Below are 17,027 nucleotides of genomic sequence, written 5' to 3'. Positions count from 1 at the left end.
TCCTTATAAAATGCAGAGTTTTTGTTTAAGGCCTTCATTAAGGATGGAGTGATTAAGCGAATAATCAACGGCCAAATCAATAAGGTGAACGCCGCCAGCATCCAATGCTGTACGGAGTATTTTTTCAAATTCAGGATAGCTATCGGGGCGGTGTCCATGTGCACCATAGCTTTCAGCGTATTTAACAAAGTCAGGGTTGTTAAAACTCAGGCCATAGTCCTTAAAGCCCATGCCCTGTTGTTTCCATTTGATCATGCCATAAGCATTGTCATTGAGAATGACGACAACCAAGTCGAGGTTAAGCCGGACAGCTGTTTCCAGTTCTTGCGAATTCATCATAAAGCCGCCATCGCCACAAACCGCCATGACTTTTCGGTCTGGGTTAATGAGCTTGGCCATCATCGCACTTGGCAATCCCGCACCCATAGTAGCTAACGCGTTATCAAGCAATATCGTGTTGTTGTCATAGGCTGGGTAGTTTCGGGCAAACCAAATTTTATAAAGGCCATTATCCAACGCGAGGATATCTTTTTCGCCTAAGGTTTCACGAATAGTCGTGACAGCCGTCTGTGGTAATACGGGAAAACGAAAATCATCACTATAGTTACCTAAACGTTTTCTCACCTCTTGTTTTACCCGATAAAAATAAGAGAAATCCCAATGCGGCTGTGGCTCTAAGGTGTCGGTGAGACGATTGATTGAGGTGGCTATATCACCGACAACATCAAGCTGTGGAAAATAAACAGGGTCAACCTCAGCAGGTAAGAAATTGATATGGATAACCTTTGCGCCACCTTCTTTCATAAAAAATGGCGGTTTTTCAACTTCATCATGACCCACATTAATGATGAGATCAGCGCGGTCAATCGCACAATGTAGGTAATCAGACTCAGATAAGGCGGCAGTGCCTAAATAACTGTCATGGCGTTCATCTATAACGCCTTTACCGAGTTGGGTATTAAAAAATGGGATGCCTGTTTTTTCGACAAAACGCGTCAATGCTTTACTCGCACGTTTACGATTAGCGCCCGCGCCAATTAGTAATAAAGGCATCTGTGCCTGCCGGATTAAGGTCAGCGCATCTTTAATTGTTGTGTTGTCGGCATCAGGTCGACGAATATTTTCTACAACATAAATTCGTTCAGTTACTTCTTCTGCAGCGATATCTTCTGGTAATTCGATGTGAACTGCGCCAGGACGTTCTTGCACCGCAATCCGGAAAGCTTCACGTACAACGGCACCAATGGTATTGCCATGCACAACTTGTTTTGTGTACTTGGTGATAGGACGCAACATGTTTACGACATCAACGATTTGAAACAGCGCTTGTTTGCTGGCCTTTATCGGTTTTTGTCCAGTGATAATCAACATTGGCATCCCACCTAATTGCGCATAGGCAGCTGGTGTCACCAAGTTGGTTGCTCCGGGACCAAGTGTTGATAAACATACCCCCGGCTTACCTGTTAATCGGCCGTAAGTTGCGGCCATAAAACCTGCGCCTTGTTCATGGCGGGTAATGATTAATTTGATTGATGAGTGTTGAAGCGAGTCGAGCAGATCCAAGTTTTCTTCGCCAGGGATGCCGAAGATATATTCAACACCTTCGTTTTCCAGCGCTTTAACTAATAGATCAGATGTTTTCATAGCGAAAAGTCCTTGGGCACCGCAGTGATAGTAAGACTTGCATAGTCGTTTGTAACACAAATTTATGGCATGACAAAGGCCGTTATTGTCATGGACACAAAATTAGTCAGAAGGTTTGCCATTGATACATGATAAGAGCAAGGATTCGACCAGTAAAAATGCGGAATTAGCGCTTAACTAGCTGTATCAGATTAGTTTTCTATAGTGATTTACAAAAAATTCTAGCCGACAAAATGTGTAAGTGATGGTATTTTTATAGTCGTAAAAGTTTGTTTTTCAATCAAAAAGGATGTTTTTCGCGGTCACCATTGTGTCGGTGGCGACAGAAAGACGATTTAGATTGCCACGGGAGGCTTGATGAGCAACTTTCTAGACCCGAAAGCGCTATTCGAAATTTCATTGCTGTTTTCAATATTGATGTCAGCAGTGTTTTTTTTGATCGCGCGCGGGGCTTCTGCGGTCATTATTGGGCTTAAGGCTTTTGCTTACGCCTACGCTGCTTATAGTGTATTCGGTGTTTTGCTAATGTTACGTGGCACCTTGCCAGACTTCATCACGGTCGTGATCGCTGATGTCGCATTGGCTTTATCCATTTTACTGATTTATGACGGTATCACTCAGTTAAATGGTGTTAGGCGACCATGGCATTTTTACCAGCACTATTTTTGCTGGAGTCTCGCGGGTTTCATTCTGTTTACCTTTGTCATACCAAGCTTTCATGGCCGCATGTCAATCGTATTGCTATGCATGTTGGTGGTTTTCACCATGGCCATCGGAGTATTGCGAGATCGTTCTTTTCGCGAATGGCAAGCGGGTGAGTGGATTATCTCAACATCTTTATTAGTTTCGATTGTTGCTGGGCTGTTACGAGTTGTTGAAAGCGTAACGATGCAGCTTTCAATCGGTGAACTTTCAGCGTTGATGATTCAAGGTAATCAAGCAATCTACTTACTGGTTAGCTTGTTAACGATGGTCTTTACTGGCATGGGCTTGATTATGTTGAGTCAGGATCGTCTTCGTGTGGATCTTGAAAATATTGCAGCACAAGATTGCTTAACAGGTGTACAGTCAAGACGTTTGATTTTACAACTGATGGATAAATTGTTGGCCAGCGTCGGCCGGCAAGGCATGCCATTAGCGATTGTGATGGTAGACATCGATCATTTTAAACAAGTGAACGATAAGTATGGTCACCGAGCTGGTGATGAGGTTTTGGTCTCGGTCGTCAGAACGCTTGAGCGAAATATTCGTAAAGACGCTTTTATCGGCCGATATGGTGGTGAAGAGTTTGTCTTGTTATTGCCAGATACGGATAGTCAACAATTACAGCAAGCCGCCGAAAGGTTGCGTGAGTTGGTTGAAAGAAGTAGTTATGACTATCGGGGGCAGGCTATTAAAGTCACCGTAAGCATCGGCGCCATGGTGGTTAGTAAAGATAATTTCACACGGCATGAAGATCCTCTTCTATTAGCTGACAAAGCACTTTATGCTGCAAAGAAACAGGGGCGTAATTGTGTGGTTATATATGGTGAATCAGAATATTTGTCACAAACAGAGGAGTTACGTGCAAGCTGATAATATTTCTTTGTGGCCATTGGATGATTGATGCGTCGTTTAACGGCCAGTAAACCTTTATTTCATAGCGTAATAGTCACTATCGGACTGTTACTCTTAGTGGCAGCCATTTACGTCAATAACCTAGTTCAAGCACGCTATCACAGTGCGCTTATCACACAGACGCAACAACAGTTAAGCCAGTATCACAATCGGCTGGTGACTAACCTACAAAATCATATTCAAATTGTTCGTGGCTTACCTGGGCTATTTGTCGTAAATCCAGATCTGACTCAGGCTGATTATGAGATTGCCATGGCACATCTTATAAACAGCCAGAACCAACTTCGTAATATTGCAGCAGCGCCGGATATGGTGATTCGTTATATGTATCCGGTTGAAGACAATGAAGAAGCCATCGGGCTGGATTATCGTAAAGTACCTGAACAATTTGCCGCCGCAGAGCGGAGCCGCACATCCGGTGATTTAGTATTGGCTGGGCCTTTAACCTTACGCCAAGGCGGAAATGGGCTAATTACGCGGATTCCGGTTTTTCTCAATAGTAATGACCGAGCGTCTTTTTGGGGCATTATCTCTGCTGTGATTGATAGTGATGCTTTCTTTCATGCATCAGGCTTAATTGAGGGTGAAATGCCAGTTGAGCTAGCGATCCGAGGCAAGGATGGGTTAGGTGAAGCGGGAGAAATGGTTTGGGGGAACTCAGAGCTATTTAACTCGCCACAACTCACAATGCGATTAGATTTACCGGATGGCTATTGGCAGTTGGTTGCAAGGCCATTAGGTGGCTGGGAATTTAATCGCTATATCATTTGGCAGACTCGCATTTGGGTGTTTGGTATTGCTCTGTTAGGTTTCATCCTACTGACAGCATTTATTCGCTTTATGTTTTCAGCGTCTCTGGCAAACCTGAAGTTTCGTAATCTTATCGAAAGCTCGCCTTTTCCGTATTTGCTCATTAACCGAAATAAACAATTTAGTTTTATTAATGCCTCATTTACCGAAATTTATGGTTATCAGTCTGCCGATCTTCAAGTTCTAAAAGATTGGTGGGGAAAAGCAGAGATCGATTTAGGCTTTCAACGGCAAATAGAGCAATGGTGTGAGGGATTAATTGATCCATCTGAATTACCTGAACACTCTATTGAGATAACGATCCACTGCCAAGGTGGGCAAGTACGTCATGCATTACTCAGTTGTGCTGCGCTTCAAGATACTTTTAGTGATGAGCTATTATTGGTGGTCTATGACATTACCCAGAGCAAACAACAGCAAGAAACACTGGAGTTGATGGCGCACTATGACATGCTCACTAAATTGCCAAATCGCGTTCTATTTGCAGATCGATTTATCCAAGCGGTTGCACACAGTAAACGTACCGAAACATGGTTAGGTGTGTGTTTTTTAGATTTAGATGACTTTAAACCAATCAATGATAACCACGGTCATAACATTGGTGATCAGGTGCTTGTGCAAGTGGCTCAACGTCTTAAAGACAATGTTCGTGATGAAGATACCTTATCTAGACTCGGCGGTGATGAGTTTGCCATTCTGTTTCGTGACTTAGAATCGCACATTCAATGTGAGCGAATGTTGACGCGTATTCACGAAGCTTTAGCGGAACCCTATTACATCGATGGTCTGAAGCTTCAGTTAAGTGCCTCAAGCGGTGTGGCTATTTATCCGCTTGATGATGCTGACTTAGATACCTTGTTACGTCATGCAGATCAGGCGATGTACCAAGCCAAGTTGGTTGGCCGAAACACGTTCCGTCTATTTAACCCGCAGCAAAATCAACAAGCAATAGAGAAGCATGCTATACAAGGTGAGCTGCGTCAGGCGATAGCGAAAGATCAGTTAACCTTGTTTTACCAGCCGGAAATAAATATGCGAACCGGTGATGTTATTGGTGTGGAAGCATTGATACGATGGCAGCATCCTGAAAAGGGCCTGGTTTTACCGCTTGATTTTTTGCCAGCCATCAATGGCACAGATACTGAAATAGCGGTTGGAAATTGGGTTATCCAGCATGCAGTAAGTCAGCTGGCAGCGCTCCACGATGCGGGTCATAACTTGGTGGTGAGTATCAATATCTCAGCTACCCATCTACAAGCACCGGGGTTTACCCATAGCTTAGAGCAAGCATTGGCGGGTTATCCTTCGTTACCAGCCCATTTGCTGCAACTTGAGATATTAGAAACCAGTGCACTTGGTGATGTCAGAACAATCAGTCAGATATTGCATGTATGTCGTGAAAAAATTGGTGTGCAGGTTGCTCTAGATGATTTTGGGACAGGTTACTCATCTTTGACGCATTTGCGACATTTGGCCGCAAACTTAGTGAAAGTTGATCAAACTTTTGTGAGAAACATGTTAGATGATGCCAGTGACTTTAATATCATTGATGGTGTGATTGGTTTGGCTCGTGCGTTTAATCGTCAAGTCATAGCAGAAGGTGTAGAAACTACAGAACATGGTAAGTTGCTGCTGCTATTAAACTGTGAGTTAGCGCAGGGCTATGGCATTGCAAGACCAATGCCTGCTGATAATTTAGTGCCTTGGCTAAGCGCCTACCAGCCTAACAAGGCTTGGTTGGATATGGCGGATAAGTCATACACTTCAGCCGAGCGTGCTTTAGCGGTTTGGTCACTACTTATAGATCGTTGGCATTTACAGTTACAAAAGTGTGTTGGTGACTATGACCAACTGGAGAACTTATCAATGCTCGATGTGGATAAGTGTCATTGTGGTATTTATTTGATGCAAATTCAGCAACAACAAGTATTAACGACTGAAAATTTGCAGCAGTTTATCGTCTTATATCAGCAGATGCATACAGCAGGAAAAGCCTTGTATAAGGCGATAGAGCGAGAGGCAGTTGATGTCAAGGTTTATTCAGCGCGGCTCACCGAGGCGACTGAGAAATTGCAAAAATCTATTAAAGAATTGAGTTAATACCTTAAATCCCACTGGCACTGTTTAAGAGATGAATTTCCTCTCCAATTAAGTGTCAAATGCCAAAGAAAAACCTCTGGAGAATAAAATGAATTTTGTCACAAAGTCATTGATGGTGATGGTGCTGAGCCTGCCATTATTGAGTGCTTGTGCCTCACGATCACAAGAAAATTATTATGCTGACGAAGTTGGCTCAGTCATGGCAATTGAGGACGTTTGGGTTGTTTCTTCTCGTTTGGTGAAAATTGAAGGGCTGGGTAAAGATCGTCGCCCTGGTTGGGGGGCAGCGGTCGGCGCAACAGTTGCCGGTGCAACGGCTTATGGTATTACGGAAGCTGATAATCCTGCTGGTGTTGCAATCACCATTATAGCTTTGATTGGTGGTGCAATAGCCGGTCAATTTGTCGATGAAAAGGCCAACTCTGAATTAGGTGCCGAGTACATTTTAAGCAAAGAAAATGGCGATAAAATTGCGATTGTTCAAGCCATCGAAAACAAAAAGGATATGTTGCCACCAAAAACGGCTGGGGTCTTGATTCGTGGTAATGATGGTTATGTTCGGGTAGTGCCACAGTAAAGTATCCTAACGTAGGTTAATTTGTCATTTTCAGGCCTGTGCTAGGCTTGTGTGCATGATTAATAACCACAAGAACTTAATCAATGTGTCGAGAAAGTATTCTTCGGCCGGGTAAAAATTGCTGGCAAGTTGTAAGGGCAAATCGAGCAAAGTTGCTGATAGACGGTGAAAATTATTACCCAGCTTTGCATTGCGCCATAAAAAAAGCCCGGCACAGTATTATCATTGTGGCTTGGGATATTGATAGCCGTATGCGGTTAACTCGTGATGATAATGCGTATCAAAAGCCTGAAGAACTGGGCCATTTGCTCTGCCAAGCTTTACAGGACAACCCCGATTTGAATGTTTATATTTTAAATTGGGATTGGGCAATGCTCTATACGTTCGAACGAGAGTGGTTGCCCACATACCGACCCTTATGGAAGCATCAAGAGCGCCTGCATTTTGCGTTGGATGGTGAGTGCCCGACGACTGCTTCTCATCACCAGAAAATAGTCGTCATCGATGACAAGCTCGCATTTTGTGGTGGTTTTGATTTGGGCAAGCATCGTTGGGACAGTCGTGAGCATTTGCCAGATGATTCCCGCCGAATAGATCCGGATAAAGAATTTTATCCGCCATTTCATGATGTGCAGTGGATGGTCGATGGCGAGATTGCAAAAGGCTTAGGCGAGTTGGTCAGAAAGCGATGGCAATGTGCCACCGGACAAGATCTTCCTATACCAAATGTGGATAGTGAGTGTTGGCCGGAATATATCTGTGCGGATTTCACCGATGTTGATATGGCTATCTCGAGAACCCAGCCAGAATACAATGACCAACCAGCTATTAAAGAAATCGAACAGCTATACATTGATGCAATTAACGCTGCTGAAACACTTATTTATATTGAAAACCAATATTTTACTAGTCATGTCATTACTGAGGTTTTGTCTCAAAGGTTAGCCGCTGAGACCGGCCCAGAAGTGGTCATTGTGTTACCTAAAATGACCGGCGGTTGGCTAGAGCAACAAACCATGGATGTGTTGCGAGCGAGATTGATGCGAAAGCTTCGTGACGCAGATAAACATGATCGTCTAAGGGTTTGTTTTCCTCACCGAGATGCATTGGGCGCCAGTCATATCAGTGTTCACAGTAAAACGCTGATCATCGATGATAAATTGATACGTGTTGGCTCAAGTAATACCAGCAACCGTTCAATGGGGTTAGATACTGAATGTGATCTGACTTTTGAATCAACTTCTCCACAAGAGCAAAACAAAGTTACGGCATTTCGTCATGATTTACTCGCTGAGCATTTTGGAATGGAGGAAAAACAGTTCAATACTGAGCTGTTATCAGCTGGCTCATTGAAAAACTTGATTGATAAACGTTGCGATCATGCTCATACCCTAAGACCATTGGATTGCCAGGTCGATGAACTCAGTGATCAAATTTTGCCGGATTCCAGCCTAATTGATCCCGAAAAGCCGTTGCAGGCTGAAGATATGGCGCGTTATTTAGTGCCTATCAAACAACAAAGTGCTTTTCGCAAGCAATTACATGCTGGTGTTGGCGTGATGATGTTTGTCATTTTGTTAACGGTGATCTGGCAGTTCACGCCACTTGGCGACTGGTTAACAGAAGAAAATTTAGCGTTAGCAGCCAATCAAATAAAGCAACTGCCATTGTCACCAGTCATTGTCTTAACGGTCTTTGCCATCTGTAGCTTATTTGCAGTGCCGGTCAGTCTGCTTATTATTGCCACAGTTGTTACGTTTGGTCCTTGGCTTGGCGGTACTTATGCATTAGTGGGGTCATTGCTAGGTGGATTATTAGGTTTTACTGTTGGTCATTTGCTTGGTCGAGGCGGGGTGAGCAGGCTCTCGGGACAGCGAATTAACCAATTAAGTCGACGTTTAGGTAAACAAGGTTTATGGGCTGTCATGACGGTTCGCATTATTCCTGTCGCGCCATTTACCGTTATCAACTTGGTGGCTGGTGCGTCACATATCAAATTGCGAGATTTTTTCTGGGGAAGTGTGCTTGGACTGTTGCCCGGTGTAATTGCCTTTTCTGCCTTTGCTGACTCTTTATTAGCAACCATTCGCCAACCCGATCCACAGCAGATGGCGATATTAGGTGGTGTGGTCGTTGTTGTTATTGCGATGACGGTAGGTTTAAAAAAGCTCTTTTCAGCAAAATCTAACACTGCAAAAACATCTTAAAGGCGCCCCAGATGAAGTTAAAAGTGGCGAGCTTTAATGTACACGCCTGTATTGGTAGTGATGGCAGATTCGACCCCAGCCGGATTGCCGACGTCATTAGGGAGTTGGATGCAGATGTACTGGCTCTGCAAGAGGTTGAGCATCACAAAGTTGATGAGCAAGATTTATTGGAATATCTTGCTGCTGTATTCGGGTATGAGACGATCGCTGGTACAACAATGCAACGTGAAACCCGAGCTTATGGCAATGCCTTATTAACGCGGCTACCGATTTTAAATACCGAAATTCATGATATTTCGGTTAAACCGTACGAGCCGCGATCACTCATCAAAGTGCAATTGATGGTGGGTGACAAATCTCTGATGGTTTATGCAACGCATTTGGGATTAATGCCGTTTGAGCGACGTTTGCAGGTAAAGCATTTATTGTCTTTGATTTCAAAACAGTCGGCCGATGTAACGGTATTACTTGGCGATTTAAATGAGTGGTTTTTATGGGGAAGACCGCTTCGTTGGTTACGCCAATTTTTTGTTAAGTCACCTCATATCCCTAGCTTTCCATCAGCCTTTCCTCTTTTTTCCTTAGATAGAATTCTGGTCAGTCCAGATTCAGCAATGACTTCTATTGGTCGTCATAGAACAGCGTTAAGTAAGCAGGCTTCTGATCATCTCCCAATTTCCGCGCAGATTGAAATCTGACTCATAAAATTAGATTTAACACAACACTATTAATGGCAATATTATTGCGAAAAAGAAGTATTTATATTAATGGTTTTATATTAAGTTGTTGTTTTTAATGGGTGATTTATTGTCTTTTCTGCTTGTTAATTATGTGCTTAAAAATTTTTGTGAAACATTCGTTAATTTACGTATTGAAGGGTTGAGATCGGGAAAAATTTCCTTTAAATATAGGTGTACGTTAGAAACGTAAAGAAAAGTTAAGTCGCCGCCGAAGAGCGACGTGCGATTAATGGATTTGTAATTGCTTAGGGGGATAAAAATGGATCTCAAAAATCTAAAACAAACGGTTATGCAATTCTTGCATAGCGAAGAAGGCGCTAGCGGTATCGAATATGCGTTGATTGCAGCCATGGTTGCAGTTGCGATCGTACTATTCGTCCCTGGTGTTAATGATGCGGTGCAGGGCATATTCCAAGGCATACAAGATGCCTTAACGGGGACCCAGGAAGCGGGCTAAGCGCCTGAGAGGCAAGTGCAACTTTCGGTTCTTGCCTACATTCTCGGTGTTTGGCTTTGCTGTTGTTTAGTCACAGATTTTCGTTATAGGAAACTGCCAAACCCGTTAATGATATTTGCCGGCATCATTGCTATTGCTAGCTTTGGTGTTACTCAGGCAAGTGCTATAGGTGCACCTATCCTTTCGGCCGTGATGGCTATGTTTTTGGCTGTCTTGCTGACGCTGCCGGGCTGTATGCTAAAAATGCTCGGTGCAGGCGATGTAAAAATGCTTGCAGTGATGGGATTGCTGACGAGTACGCAATTTATGCTGCTCAGTTTTGTCTTTTCCGGCCTCACTGCTGGGCTAATACTTACTTATTGCCTGCTGGCTCAGCGTAACTTTCCATATCTAAATGTTTACTTAGCGAGAGTTGGCTGCCAACTCCCTATTCCAACGCTATTCCAGAGTAAATCACTTCCTTTCGGCACATTGCTGGCGCTAGGTGGTTTGCTTATGTTGGTGGTGCACATTTCCGGTATGGCAAATATGGCGGGTGCATCATGAATAAACGAATTTTTCCAAAAAGGCTTAAAAAACAAAAAGGGGCTGCGGCAATTGAGGCAGCGTTACTGTTTGTGATCTTTTTTTCGTTGTTTTACGCAATTGTCAGTTATTCAATGCCACTGATGATGATGCAGGCGTTTAATCATGCCGCTGCGTCAGGTGCTCGAGCAGGGGTTGCGGTTGAGCCGAGTGCTTTTGCTGATACCAATAGCTATATCCAAACTGGTGTTATTCCCAGAGTGAGAGCTGTTGTCGGCGATACCTTGTCATGGTTACCAGCCTCAGCCAGTAATGCCGTTTTAGGCAACGATAACAGCAATGTGGGTGTGGTGTTTGACCCCGCGACAGGCATGTTAAATGTGACGGTGCGATTTCCTGATTATCGAGACAACCCGATGGTGCCGACGCTGACATTGCCTGGATTGGGTGATGTACCTCGACTACCCCAAGATTTAACGGGTACTGCGAGCGTGACACTTTAGTTTTAGTAGAAACTGCCGCAAAAAATATAAAGGGATAACGGACATGGTAAGTCAGGTTGGGAGAGTGCGATGAGTAGTTCTGTTCTAAGGATTATGGCGGTGTTACTTGCATTGGGAGCACTTGCACTTGGCTATATGGGCTATCAAGCCAGTCATGCACCAACCCTCAAGAATGAGAATGTTGTAGATACTCCGCCACCTGAGCCGATCCGTATGCCGGTGCTGGTAGCGGCGCAAGATATCTCAACCGATCAACAAATTACCGAAGATGATGTCACGGTAATGTTTATGGCCGCACCACCAGCTCATAGCTACTCTACTCAACAACAAGTCATTAATCGGCAAGTTAAGTTACCGATTGCTGCTGGTGATTTGATACTTGAAGAACATTTTCATGATTTCAGCCATCTCGTAAATGCTATCCGGGCCGGGGAGAGAGCGATTGCAATACGTGTTGATGAGGTTACTGGCGTTGGTGGCTTTATTCAGCCCGGTGATTATGTCGATGTATTGCTTTATTTAGCGGCAGGTAATGAAACTGGCAATCAAAGCTCAGCTCAACGAATCTTGTCCGCAGCAAGAGTCCTTGCATATGGCAACTCAGTTGACACGACTGACGTTGATGCGATTTCTGCAAAATCCAAAGTAAATAATGAAGAAAATGTTACCGAGCAACCGTCAGCCGATACCGCTACTAAAGATGTAGAAGAGGAAGAGCCTACGGGCAAGCAAAGTAAGACGGCTGTGTTAGCGGTAAAAGACCAAGATATTTCGGCATTATTACTTGCAGAGTCTGCCGGTCGGCTTCGGCTGGCGCTGCTAGGACCTGAAGCATTAAGTGCGCATTCGCAAACAGATAAACATGCCACTGAGACAGCTGCATCAGAGCAAAAAGCCAAAGCAGTAACACTAGAAGCATTTGGTGTAACGCCATTCAAAGTTATTCAAAACCGGCCTGTTTCAGGAAACACTGCTGTAACGCAACCGGCAAAACCTAAAGTGACGGTTCATCGTGGTGTAGATACTGCGACAGTCTCAGTGGACAGGGAGAATTGATATGTCAGGCCGTTTAAATAGCTTAGGAATGAAAATGGTCTGGTTAGGGCTATTAACACTGCTGGCCTCAAGCAGCATGGCTAAATCCCCTCTGCAATTAGAGATTGGGATACAAAAACGTCACTCGGTTAGCCAACCTATTGGACGCGTTGCTGTTGGTAATCCTGCAGTTGCTGACGTTGCTGTAATTAATGCACGAGAGATCCTGATTACGCCTTTGTCTGCAGGGGTGACCAATATGACGGTTTGGCCTCAAAAAGGTGGTGATGTTGAACAACTAACTTTGCAAGTTGGTGCCGATAGCCAGCAGGCGCAGCAAAGCCTGGAGCAGCTTGGGGCTGACAACTATTCAGCCAATGCCGTTGGCGGTGAGGTTCAGCTGCAAGGCAATATTTCGTCGCTTGAGCAACATGCTGCTGTTCGTCAGTCGTTGGGTATGAGTGATGAAGTGGGTATTGATAGTAGTGAGATGGTTGATCCCTCTCAAGTACAAATTGATATCAAAATTGTTGAAATTAGTAAAAGCCGGATGCAGTCGGCAGGCTTCTTTTTAGGGAAAGGGCTCAATGGCAAAACGCCAAGAGCTTTAGCACCTCCTGGCGGTTTAACCGGCGCAACGGTGGGCGCAGGGGGGATTTCTTTTTCGGGTAATCCTGTACCAGAAAGTGGAGCATTCAATCTAATTTATGGCCGCCAATCTAATGGCTTATTAGCAGCACTTTCCGTTTTAGAGGGAAATGGTTTTGCTTATACCTTAGCTGAGCCATCCCTCATGGCGATGAGTGGTCAAAGTGCAAACTTTTTGGCGGGTGGTGAGTTTCCAGTACCAGTGAGAGGGAGTGGTTTCGACAACAGTGTCACCATTGAGTACAAAGAGTTCGGGGTGCGGTTATCGCTAACACCAACGGTATTAAACAGTAACCGGATTGCATTAAAAGTCGCGCCAGAAGTGAGTGAGCTAGATTTTTCAGCAGGCATTGAAAGTGGCGGGGTAACAGTCCCTGCATTACGTGTGCGCCGAACTGACACCAGTGTTGCTTTAGGTGATGGTGAAAGCTTTGTAATAAGTGGGCTTATCAGCCAGAACACAGTTGCCAATGTTGATAAGTTACCTGGATTGGGTGACATCCCCATTCTGGGGGCTTTTTTCCGAAATAATCAGTTAGATCGTCAGGATCGTGAGTTATTGATGATTGTGACGCCACGCTTAGTTAAACCTATTGCCAGAGCGGCAAAACTTCCTGAGTTACCAGGTGAGCGTTATAGAGACTATGACCCAAGTTTTGCCGAGTTTCTTTTCAATGAAAATGGCCGGTTTGGTGAAAAAGCCCCGGTTTCAAGCGGTTTTTCAAAGTAGGACGTTATGGCTAAAAATCAAAAAAGTTCATTTATTGTTGTGCCCAGTAATGAAGTTCAACTGACTTGGCTACAAGAGGTGCTTGCCGAAGAGGGGGAAGTCGTTAAGTCAGACTATGATTCTATCGAACGCGTCAGGCAGCTACTTGATTTAACTGGAGCCCAAGTGGTGTTTGTAGGGTTATCGAGTGAAAACCTTCGTAAAACCACCACTTTTATTGAAGACTTGGTGACGTTTAAAACCATGTTACTGGTCATTGCGATTGCTGATACATCGGATAACGAACTGTTATTGAGTGCGATGCGTTCTGGAGCCAGAGAGTTTATTACGACGGGAACACGGCAAAGTGAAGTGATGCGCTTGGTGAACCGCTTACGTCATCGTGCACCTGTTGCCCAGCATAGCCAAATTAGTCGTGGCAAAGTTATTTCGCTGATTAGTGCAAGACCGGGTACGGATACCCCTATGCTCGCATTGCATTTAGCCTTATCTATGCAGCTAGATGCGCCTGATGAAAATGTCTTGCTAATGGACTTGGGGACACCCGCTGCTGATACGTTGACTTACCTAGGTATTAATGCGCCCTATAGTTTTCTTGATGCGGTGAGAAGCTTGCGACGATTAGACTCAACGCTCATTGATAGTGCTTTTGCCAAGCATGAAAGCGGCTTGAAGTTGCTCGCACTACCTGAAGAACAGACTAGCATGGGGGATATGACATCGGCAGATGTCTATGTCCTGTTGGGCGTATTACAGCAATACTTTAGTCATATCATTATTAATTTAGGTGGTGTGCCACACTCTGATTTTCTCCAACTGTTGGTTAGTAACTCAGATACAACGCTGGCTTTGCTGGAGCAAAGTGTGCCGAGCTGTAAACAGAATATGCATTTGATTCGTAAGTTATCTCAGTCACAGATCGATATGGAGAAAGTAAAGCTGGTCGTTGACCACTATCTACCTAATCTGCCACCTGATGCTGAAAATCTAGCTCGCGGTTTGAATATCTCTTTGCAAGCGACTTTGCCTTCATCGGGTATGGCAAGGCTAAAAATGATGAATTCTGGCGAAAGCTTATATGAGTGTGCGCCAAGAGATCCCTATACGCTGGCAGTCAGGAAAATGGCGCGTAATCTCAGTGAGTCATGGACAGCCTCTAACCTAGATAAAAATAAAAAAGGTTTATTAAGTTGGCTGAATTTCCGTAAGCCAGCAAAGGCTAAGGTCAGTGCATGAACTTTGATTATCCACACTACGACTTTACTTTAAAGAATACACAGACTTATCAAGATATTAAGTATGCGCTACACCGCTATCTGATAGCACGTGTTGAAGAAGACAAGGTGCCGGTGAGTGATTGGTCGTCAGAGCAGCTCTATGATTATGTGTATGGGCATGTCTCTGAATATGCCAACAAGAGTCATATGGCCGTTAGTAGCGAAGATTTGGATGAGCTGACAGAAGAAATGGTTAATGAGTTAGTGGGCTATGGCCCTCTCCACTCACTGCTGGCGGATGACACCATTAGCGACATCATGGTCAATGGTGCTTATCACATTTTCTATGAGCGTAATGGCCGTGTACAAGAGTCTTCATTACGTTTTATCGATGATGAACATGTACTTCGTGTCATTCGTCGGATTATTGCACCGATGGGGCGGCGGTTAGATGAGTCAACGCCAATGGTGGATGCACGCTTGCCAGATGGTAGTCGTATCAATGCCATTATTCCGCCATTAGCACTGGATGGGCCTTCGTTATCGATACGTAAATTTCGTAAAGAAATGCTGCGTGAATCGGATATGTTGGTTTACGGCACGATGAGTCAAGAGATGCTCGATCTCTTGATAAAAGCGGTGCAAGTGCGATGCAACATTATGGTGAGTGGTGGTACCGGTACAGGTAAAACTACTTTGCTCAATATCTTGAGCCGGTTTATTGATCCTTCTCAGCGCTTGGTTACCATTGAGGATGCAGCCGAGCTGCAATTAGGCCATAACCATGTTGTTCGTCTTGAAACCCGCCCACCTAATGTGGAAGGCCAAGGTGAGGTTCGTGCTAGAGATTTAGTTAGAAACGCCTTACGTATGCGGCCTGACAGAATTATTTTAGGTGAGGTGCGCGGCGAAGAGGTACTTGATGTGCTTCAGGCGATGAATACTGGGCATGATGGTTCAATGAGTACTGTGCATGCGAATAACACTCGTGATGCGTTAACTCGTCTTGAGATGCTGGCTTCTTTGGCAAATTTTAGAGGTGGCCCTGATGTTGTTCGCGAGATGATTGCCAGTGCACTGGACTTGATTGTGCATATCTCTCGTTTTGCTGACGGTAAACGTCGTATTACCTCAATTGCTGAAATAACGGGGTATCGTGATAACCAATTTATGCTCAATGAGTTGTTTTATTACGATCCGAGAACAGAGCAACACGTTAGCCAAAACGTTCGGCCTGCCAACCAGAAGTTTGCTTCAGAGCCTTTAATACACTCTCAAAGCAGCTCGATAAAGACCGATAAGCAGGATTACTGATGACGATCTTCATCGTGATTTATGCAATGTCTGGCCTGCTTATGGTGTTGGCTTTTGTTGCCGTTGCACGAAGCGGGAAGCAAGAGTTAAGCGAAAAAACCAATGAACATTTCTCAAAAACGGCGGGTATGAGTATCGATGGTCGCCGTTTAAAAGAGCGTCGTCGCCAGTCCAATAGTGTAAAAGCGATGTTTTGGCGTGCAGGTCTGCAGCCGCAAGAGAAACACTACGCTATTTCAATCACGATAACTCTTATTTTGATGGCGTTAGTGGGCATCAATAACGGATTTGTCGCAGCATTAATGGTGCCGTTCATCCTATTGGTTACTTTATATTTATGGCTCTGGCAGCGAGCGAATGCTCGCGTCAAAATGATTTTATTGGAATTACCGTTGTTTCTTGACCAAGTGTTGCGGGCATTAGGCACGGGACGCAGTATGGAAAGCGCGCTTCAACTAGCAGCTTCAGAAACGCCAGATCCATTGAAAGAGATTTTTGAACGTGTGCTGCGTGCAAACCGATTGGGCGATGACCTAGGTCAGTCAATCCAACAAGTTGCCGAACTATACCGAGTACAAGAGCTTTATTTGGTGTCTCTGGCGATTCGGGTTAACCGAATCTACGGGAGTAGTGTTCGAGACCTACTTAATAACATCGTCAAAATGATTCATAGTCGTGAAGCCGCCCGTCGTGAATTACGTACGATGACAGGTGAAACGCGTGTTACTGCTTGGGTTTTAGGTGTTCTGCCACTGCTCATTGCTGGTTATATCATGATGATGAATCCAGGTTATCTACTCACCATGTGGGAAGATGAGGGCGGCAAGTATATGTTGATCACGGCCGTGGCATTTCAAGGGCTAGGTGCCTTTGTGTTGTGGCGAATGATTAAGAGTATTTGAT

At 44.4% G+C, this 17,027-nt stretch carries 14 protein-coding genes; 13 read left to right on the top strand and 1 reads right to left on the bottom strand.

Going from position 1 to position 17,027, the window contains the following annotated elements; genetic code table 11:
* Positions 1 to 3: 3 nt before the first annotated feature.
* A complete protein-coding gene (locus tag OMP94_RS05130; protein WP_266276814.1) occupies positions 4 to 1,644 on the bottom strand; it encodes an acetolactate synthase large subunit in 1,641 nt (546 codons plus the stop codon).
* 357 nt (positions 1,645 to 2,001) lie between these two features.
* Here OMP94_RS05130 and OMP94_RS05125 point away from each other — a divergent pair, with 357 nt between their 5' ends.
* The 13 genes from OMP94_RS05125 to OMP94_RS05065 all read left to right on the top strand — a co-directional run bounded on the left by OMP94_RS05125 (position 2,002) and on the right by OMP94_RS05065 (position 17,026).
* Positions 2,002 to 3,219 carry a diguanylate cyclase gene (locus OMP94_RS05125; RefSeq protein ID WP_266276812.1) on the top strand — a complete coding sequence of 406 codons (1,218 nt, stop codon included), beginning with the start codon at positions 2,002 to 2,004 and terminating at the stop codon, positions 3,217 to 3,219.
* A gap of 30 nt (positions 3,220 to 3,249) precedes the next feature.
* Positions 3,250 to 6,171 carry an EAL domain-containing protein gene (locus tag OMP94_RS05120; protein ID WP_266276791.1) on the top strand — a complete coding sequence of 974 codons (2,922 nt, stop codon included), beginning with the start codon at positions 3,250 to 3,252 and terminating at the stop codon, positions 6,169 to 6,171.
* Between the two features lie 88 nt (positions 6,172 to 6,259).
* A complete protein-coding gene (locus OMP94_RS05115; RefSeq protein ID WP_266276789.1) occupies positions 6,260 to 6,748 on the top strand; it encodes a hypothetical protein in 489 nt (162 codons plus the stop codon).
* Between the two features lie 227 nt (positions 6,749 to 6,975).
* Positions 6,976 to 8,955, top strand: a complete 1,980-nt coding sequence (locus OMP94_RS05110; protein WP_266276787.1) for a VTT domain-containing protein — start codon at positions 6,976 to 6,978, stop codon at positions 8,953 to 8,955.
* 11 nt (positions 8,956 to 8,966) lie between these two features.
* Positions 8,967 to 9,653 (top strand): endonuclease/exonuclease/phosphatase family protein, encoded by a 687-nt coding sequence (locus OMP94_RS05105; RefSeq protein WP_266276785.1) that lies wholly within the window; start codon positions 8,967 to 8,969, stop codon positions 9,651 to 9,653.
* Positions 9,654 to 9,954: 301 nt separating this feature from the next.
* Positions 9,955 to 10,152 (top strand): Flp family type IVb pilin, encoded by a 198-nt coding sequence (locus tag OMP94_RS05100; RefSeq protein WP_266276783.1) that lies wholly within the window; start codon positions 9,955 to 9,957, stop codon positions 10,150 to 10,152.
* A gap of 15 nt (positions 10,153 to 10,167) precedes the next feature.
* A complete protein-coding gene (locus OMP94_RS05095) occupies positions 10,168 to 10,698 on the top strand; it encodes a prepilin peptidase (protein WP_266276780.1) in 531 nt (176 codons plus the stop codon).
* Positions 10,695 to 11,180, top strand: coding sequence for a TadE/TadG family type IV pilus assembly protein (locus OMP94_RS05090; protein ID WP_266276778.1), 486 nt, complete (start codon positions 10,695 to 10,697; stop codon positions 11,178 to 11,180). The genes OMP94_RS05095 and OMP94_RS05090 overlap by 4 nt, the downstream gene beginning before the upstream one ends.
* A 69-nt stretch (positions 11,181 to 11,249) precedes the next feature.
* Positions 11,250 to 12,236, top strand: a complete 987-nt coding sequence (gene cpaB, locus OMP94_RS05085; protein WP_266276776.1) for a Flp pilus assembly protein CpaB — start codon at positions 11,250 to 11,252, stop codon at positions 12,234 to 12,236.
* A gap of 1 nt (position 12,237) precedes the next feature.
* Entirely contained in the window at positions 12,238 to 13,593 is a 1,356-nt protein-coding gene (locus tag OMP94_RS05080) for a type II and III secretion system protein family protein (RefSeq protein ID WP_266276773.1), read from the top strand.
* Positions 13,594 to 13,599: 6 nt separating this feature from the next.
* Positions 13,600 to 14,829: a hypothetical protein gene (locus OMP94_RS05075; protein ID WP_266276771.1), complete on the top strand. Its 1,230-nt coding sequence runs from the start codon at positions 13,600 to 13,602 to the stop codon at positions 14,827 to 14,829.
* A complete protein-coding gene (locus OMP94_RS05070; protein WP_323135057.1) occupies positions 14,826 to 16,124 on the top strand; it encodes a CpaF family protein in 1,299 nt (432 codons plus the stop codon). The genes OMP94_RS05075 and OMP94_RS05070 overlap by 4 nt, the downstream gene beginning before the upstream one ends.
* A complete protein-coding gene (locus tag OMP94_RS05065) occupies positions 16,124 to 17,026 on the top strand; it encodes a type II secretion system F family protein (RefSeq protein WP_266276769.1) in 903 nt (300 codons plus the stop codon). The genes OMP94_RS05070 and OMP94_RS05065 overlap by 1 nt, the downstream gene beginning before the upstream one ends.
* Position 17,027: the final 1 nt, after the last annotated feature.

The organism is Methylophaga sp. OBS3 (assembly GCF_026319325.1).
GTDB lineage: Bacteria > Pseudomonadota > Gammaproteobacteria > Nitrosococcales > Methylophagaceae > Methylophaga.
This window is presented reverse-complemented; position numbering and strand designations above follow the sequence as displayed.

Bases quoted from the DNA above. Each gene is read 5' to 3' on its own strand.
- OMP94_RS05130 (WP_266276814.1), bottom strand. From the start codon at position 1,644: ATGAAAACATCTGATCTATTAGTTAAAGCGCTGGAAAACGAAGGTGTT.
- OMP94_RS05125 (WP_266276812.1), top strand. From the start codon at position 2,002: ATGAGCAACTTTCTAGACCCGAAAGCGCTATTCGAAATTTCATTGCTG.
- OMP94_RS05120 (WP_266276791.1), top strand. From the start codon at position 3,250: ATGCGTCGTTTAACGGCCAGTAAACCTTTATTTCATAGCGTAATAGTC.
- OMP94_RS05115 (WP_266276789.1), top strand. From the start codon at position 6,260: ATGAATTTTGTCACAAAGTCATTGATGGTGATGGTGCTGAGCCTGCCA.
- OMP94_RS05105 (WP_266276785.1), top strand. From the start codon at position 8,967: ATGAAGTTAAAAGTGGCGAGCTTTAATGTACACGCCTGTATTGGTAGT.
- OMP94_RS05100 (WP_266276783.1), top strand. From the start codon at position 9,955: ATGGATCTCAAAAATCTAAAACAAACGGTTATGCAATTCTTGCATAGC.
- OMP94_RS05090 (WP_266276778.1), top strand. From the start codon at position 10,695: ATGAATAAACGAATTTTTCCAAAAAGGCTTAAAAAACAAAAAGGGGCT.
- cpaB (WP_266276776.1), top strand. From the start codon at position 11,250: ATGAGTAGTTCTGTTCTAAGGATTATGGCGGTGTTACTTGCATTGGGA.
- OMP94_RS05080 (WP_266276773.1), top strand. From the start codon at position 12,238: ATGTCAGGCCGTTTAAATAGCTTAGGAATGAAAATGGTCTGGTTAGGG.
- OMP94_RS05075 (WP_266276771.1), top strand. From the start codon at position 13,600: ATGGCTAAAAATCAAAAAAGTTCATTTATTGTTGTGCCCAGTAATGAA.
- OMP94_RS05070 (WP_323135057.1), top strand. From the start codon at position 14,826: ATGAACTTTGATTATCCACACTACGACTTTACTTTAAAGAATACACAG.
- OMP94_RS05065 (WP_266276769.1), top strand. From the start codon at position 16,124: ATGACGATCTTCATCGTGATTTATGCAATGTCTGGCCTGCTTATGGTG.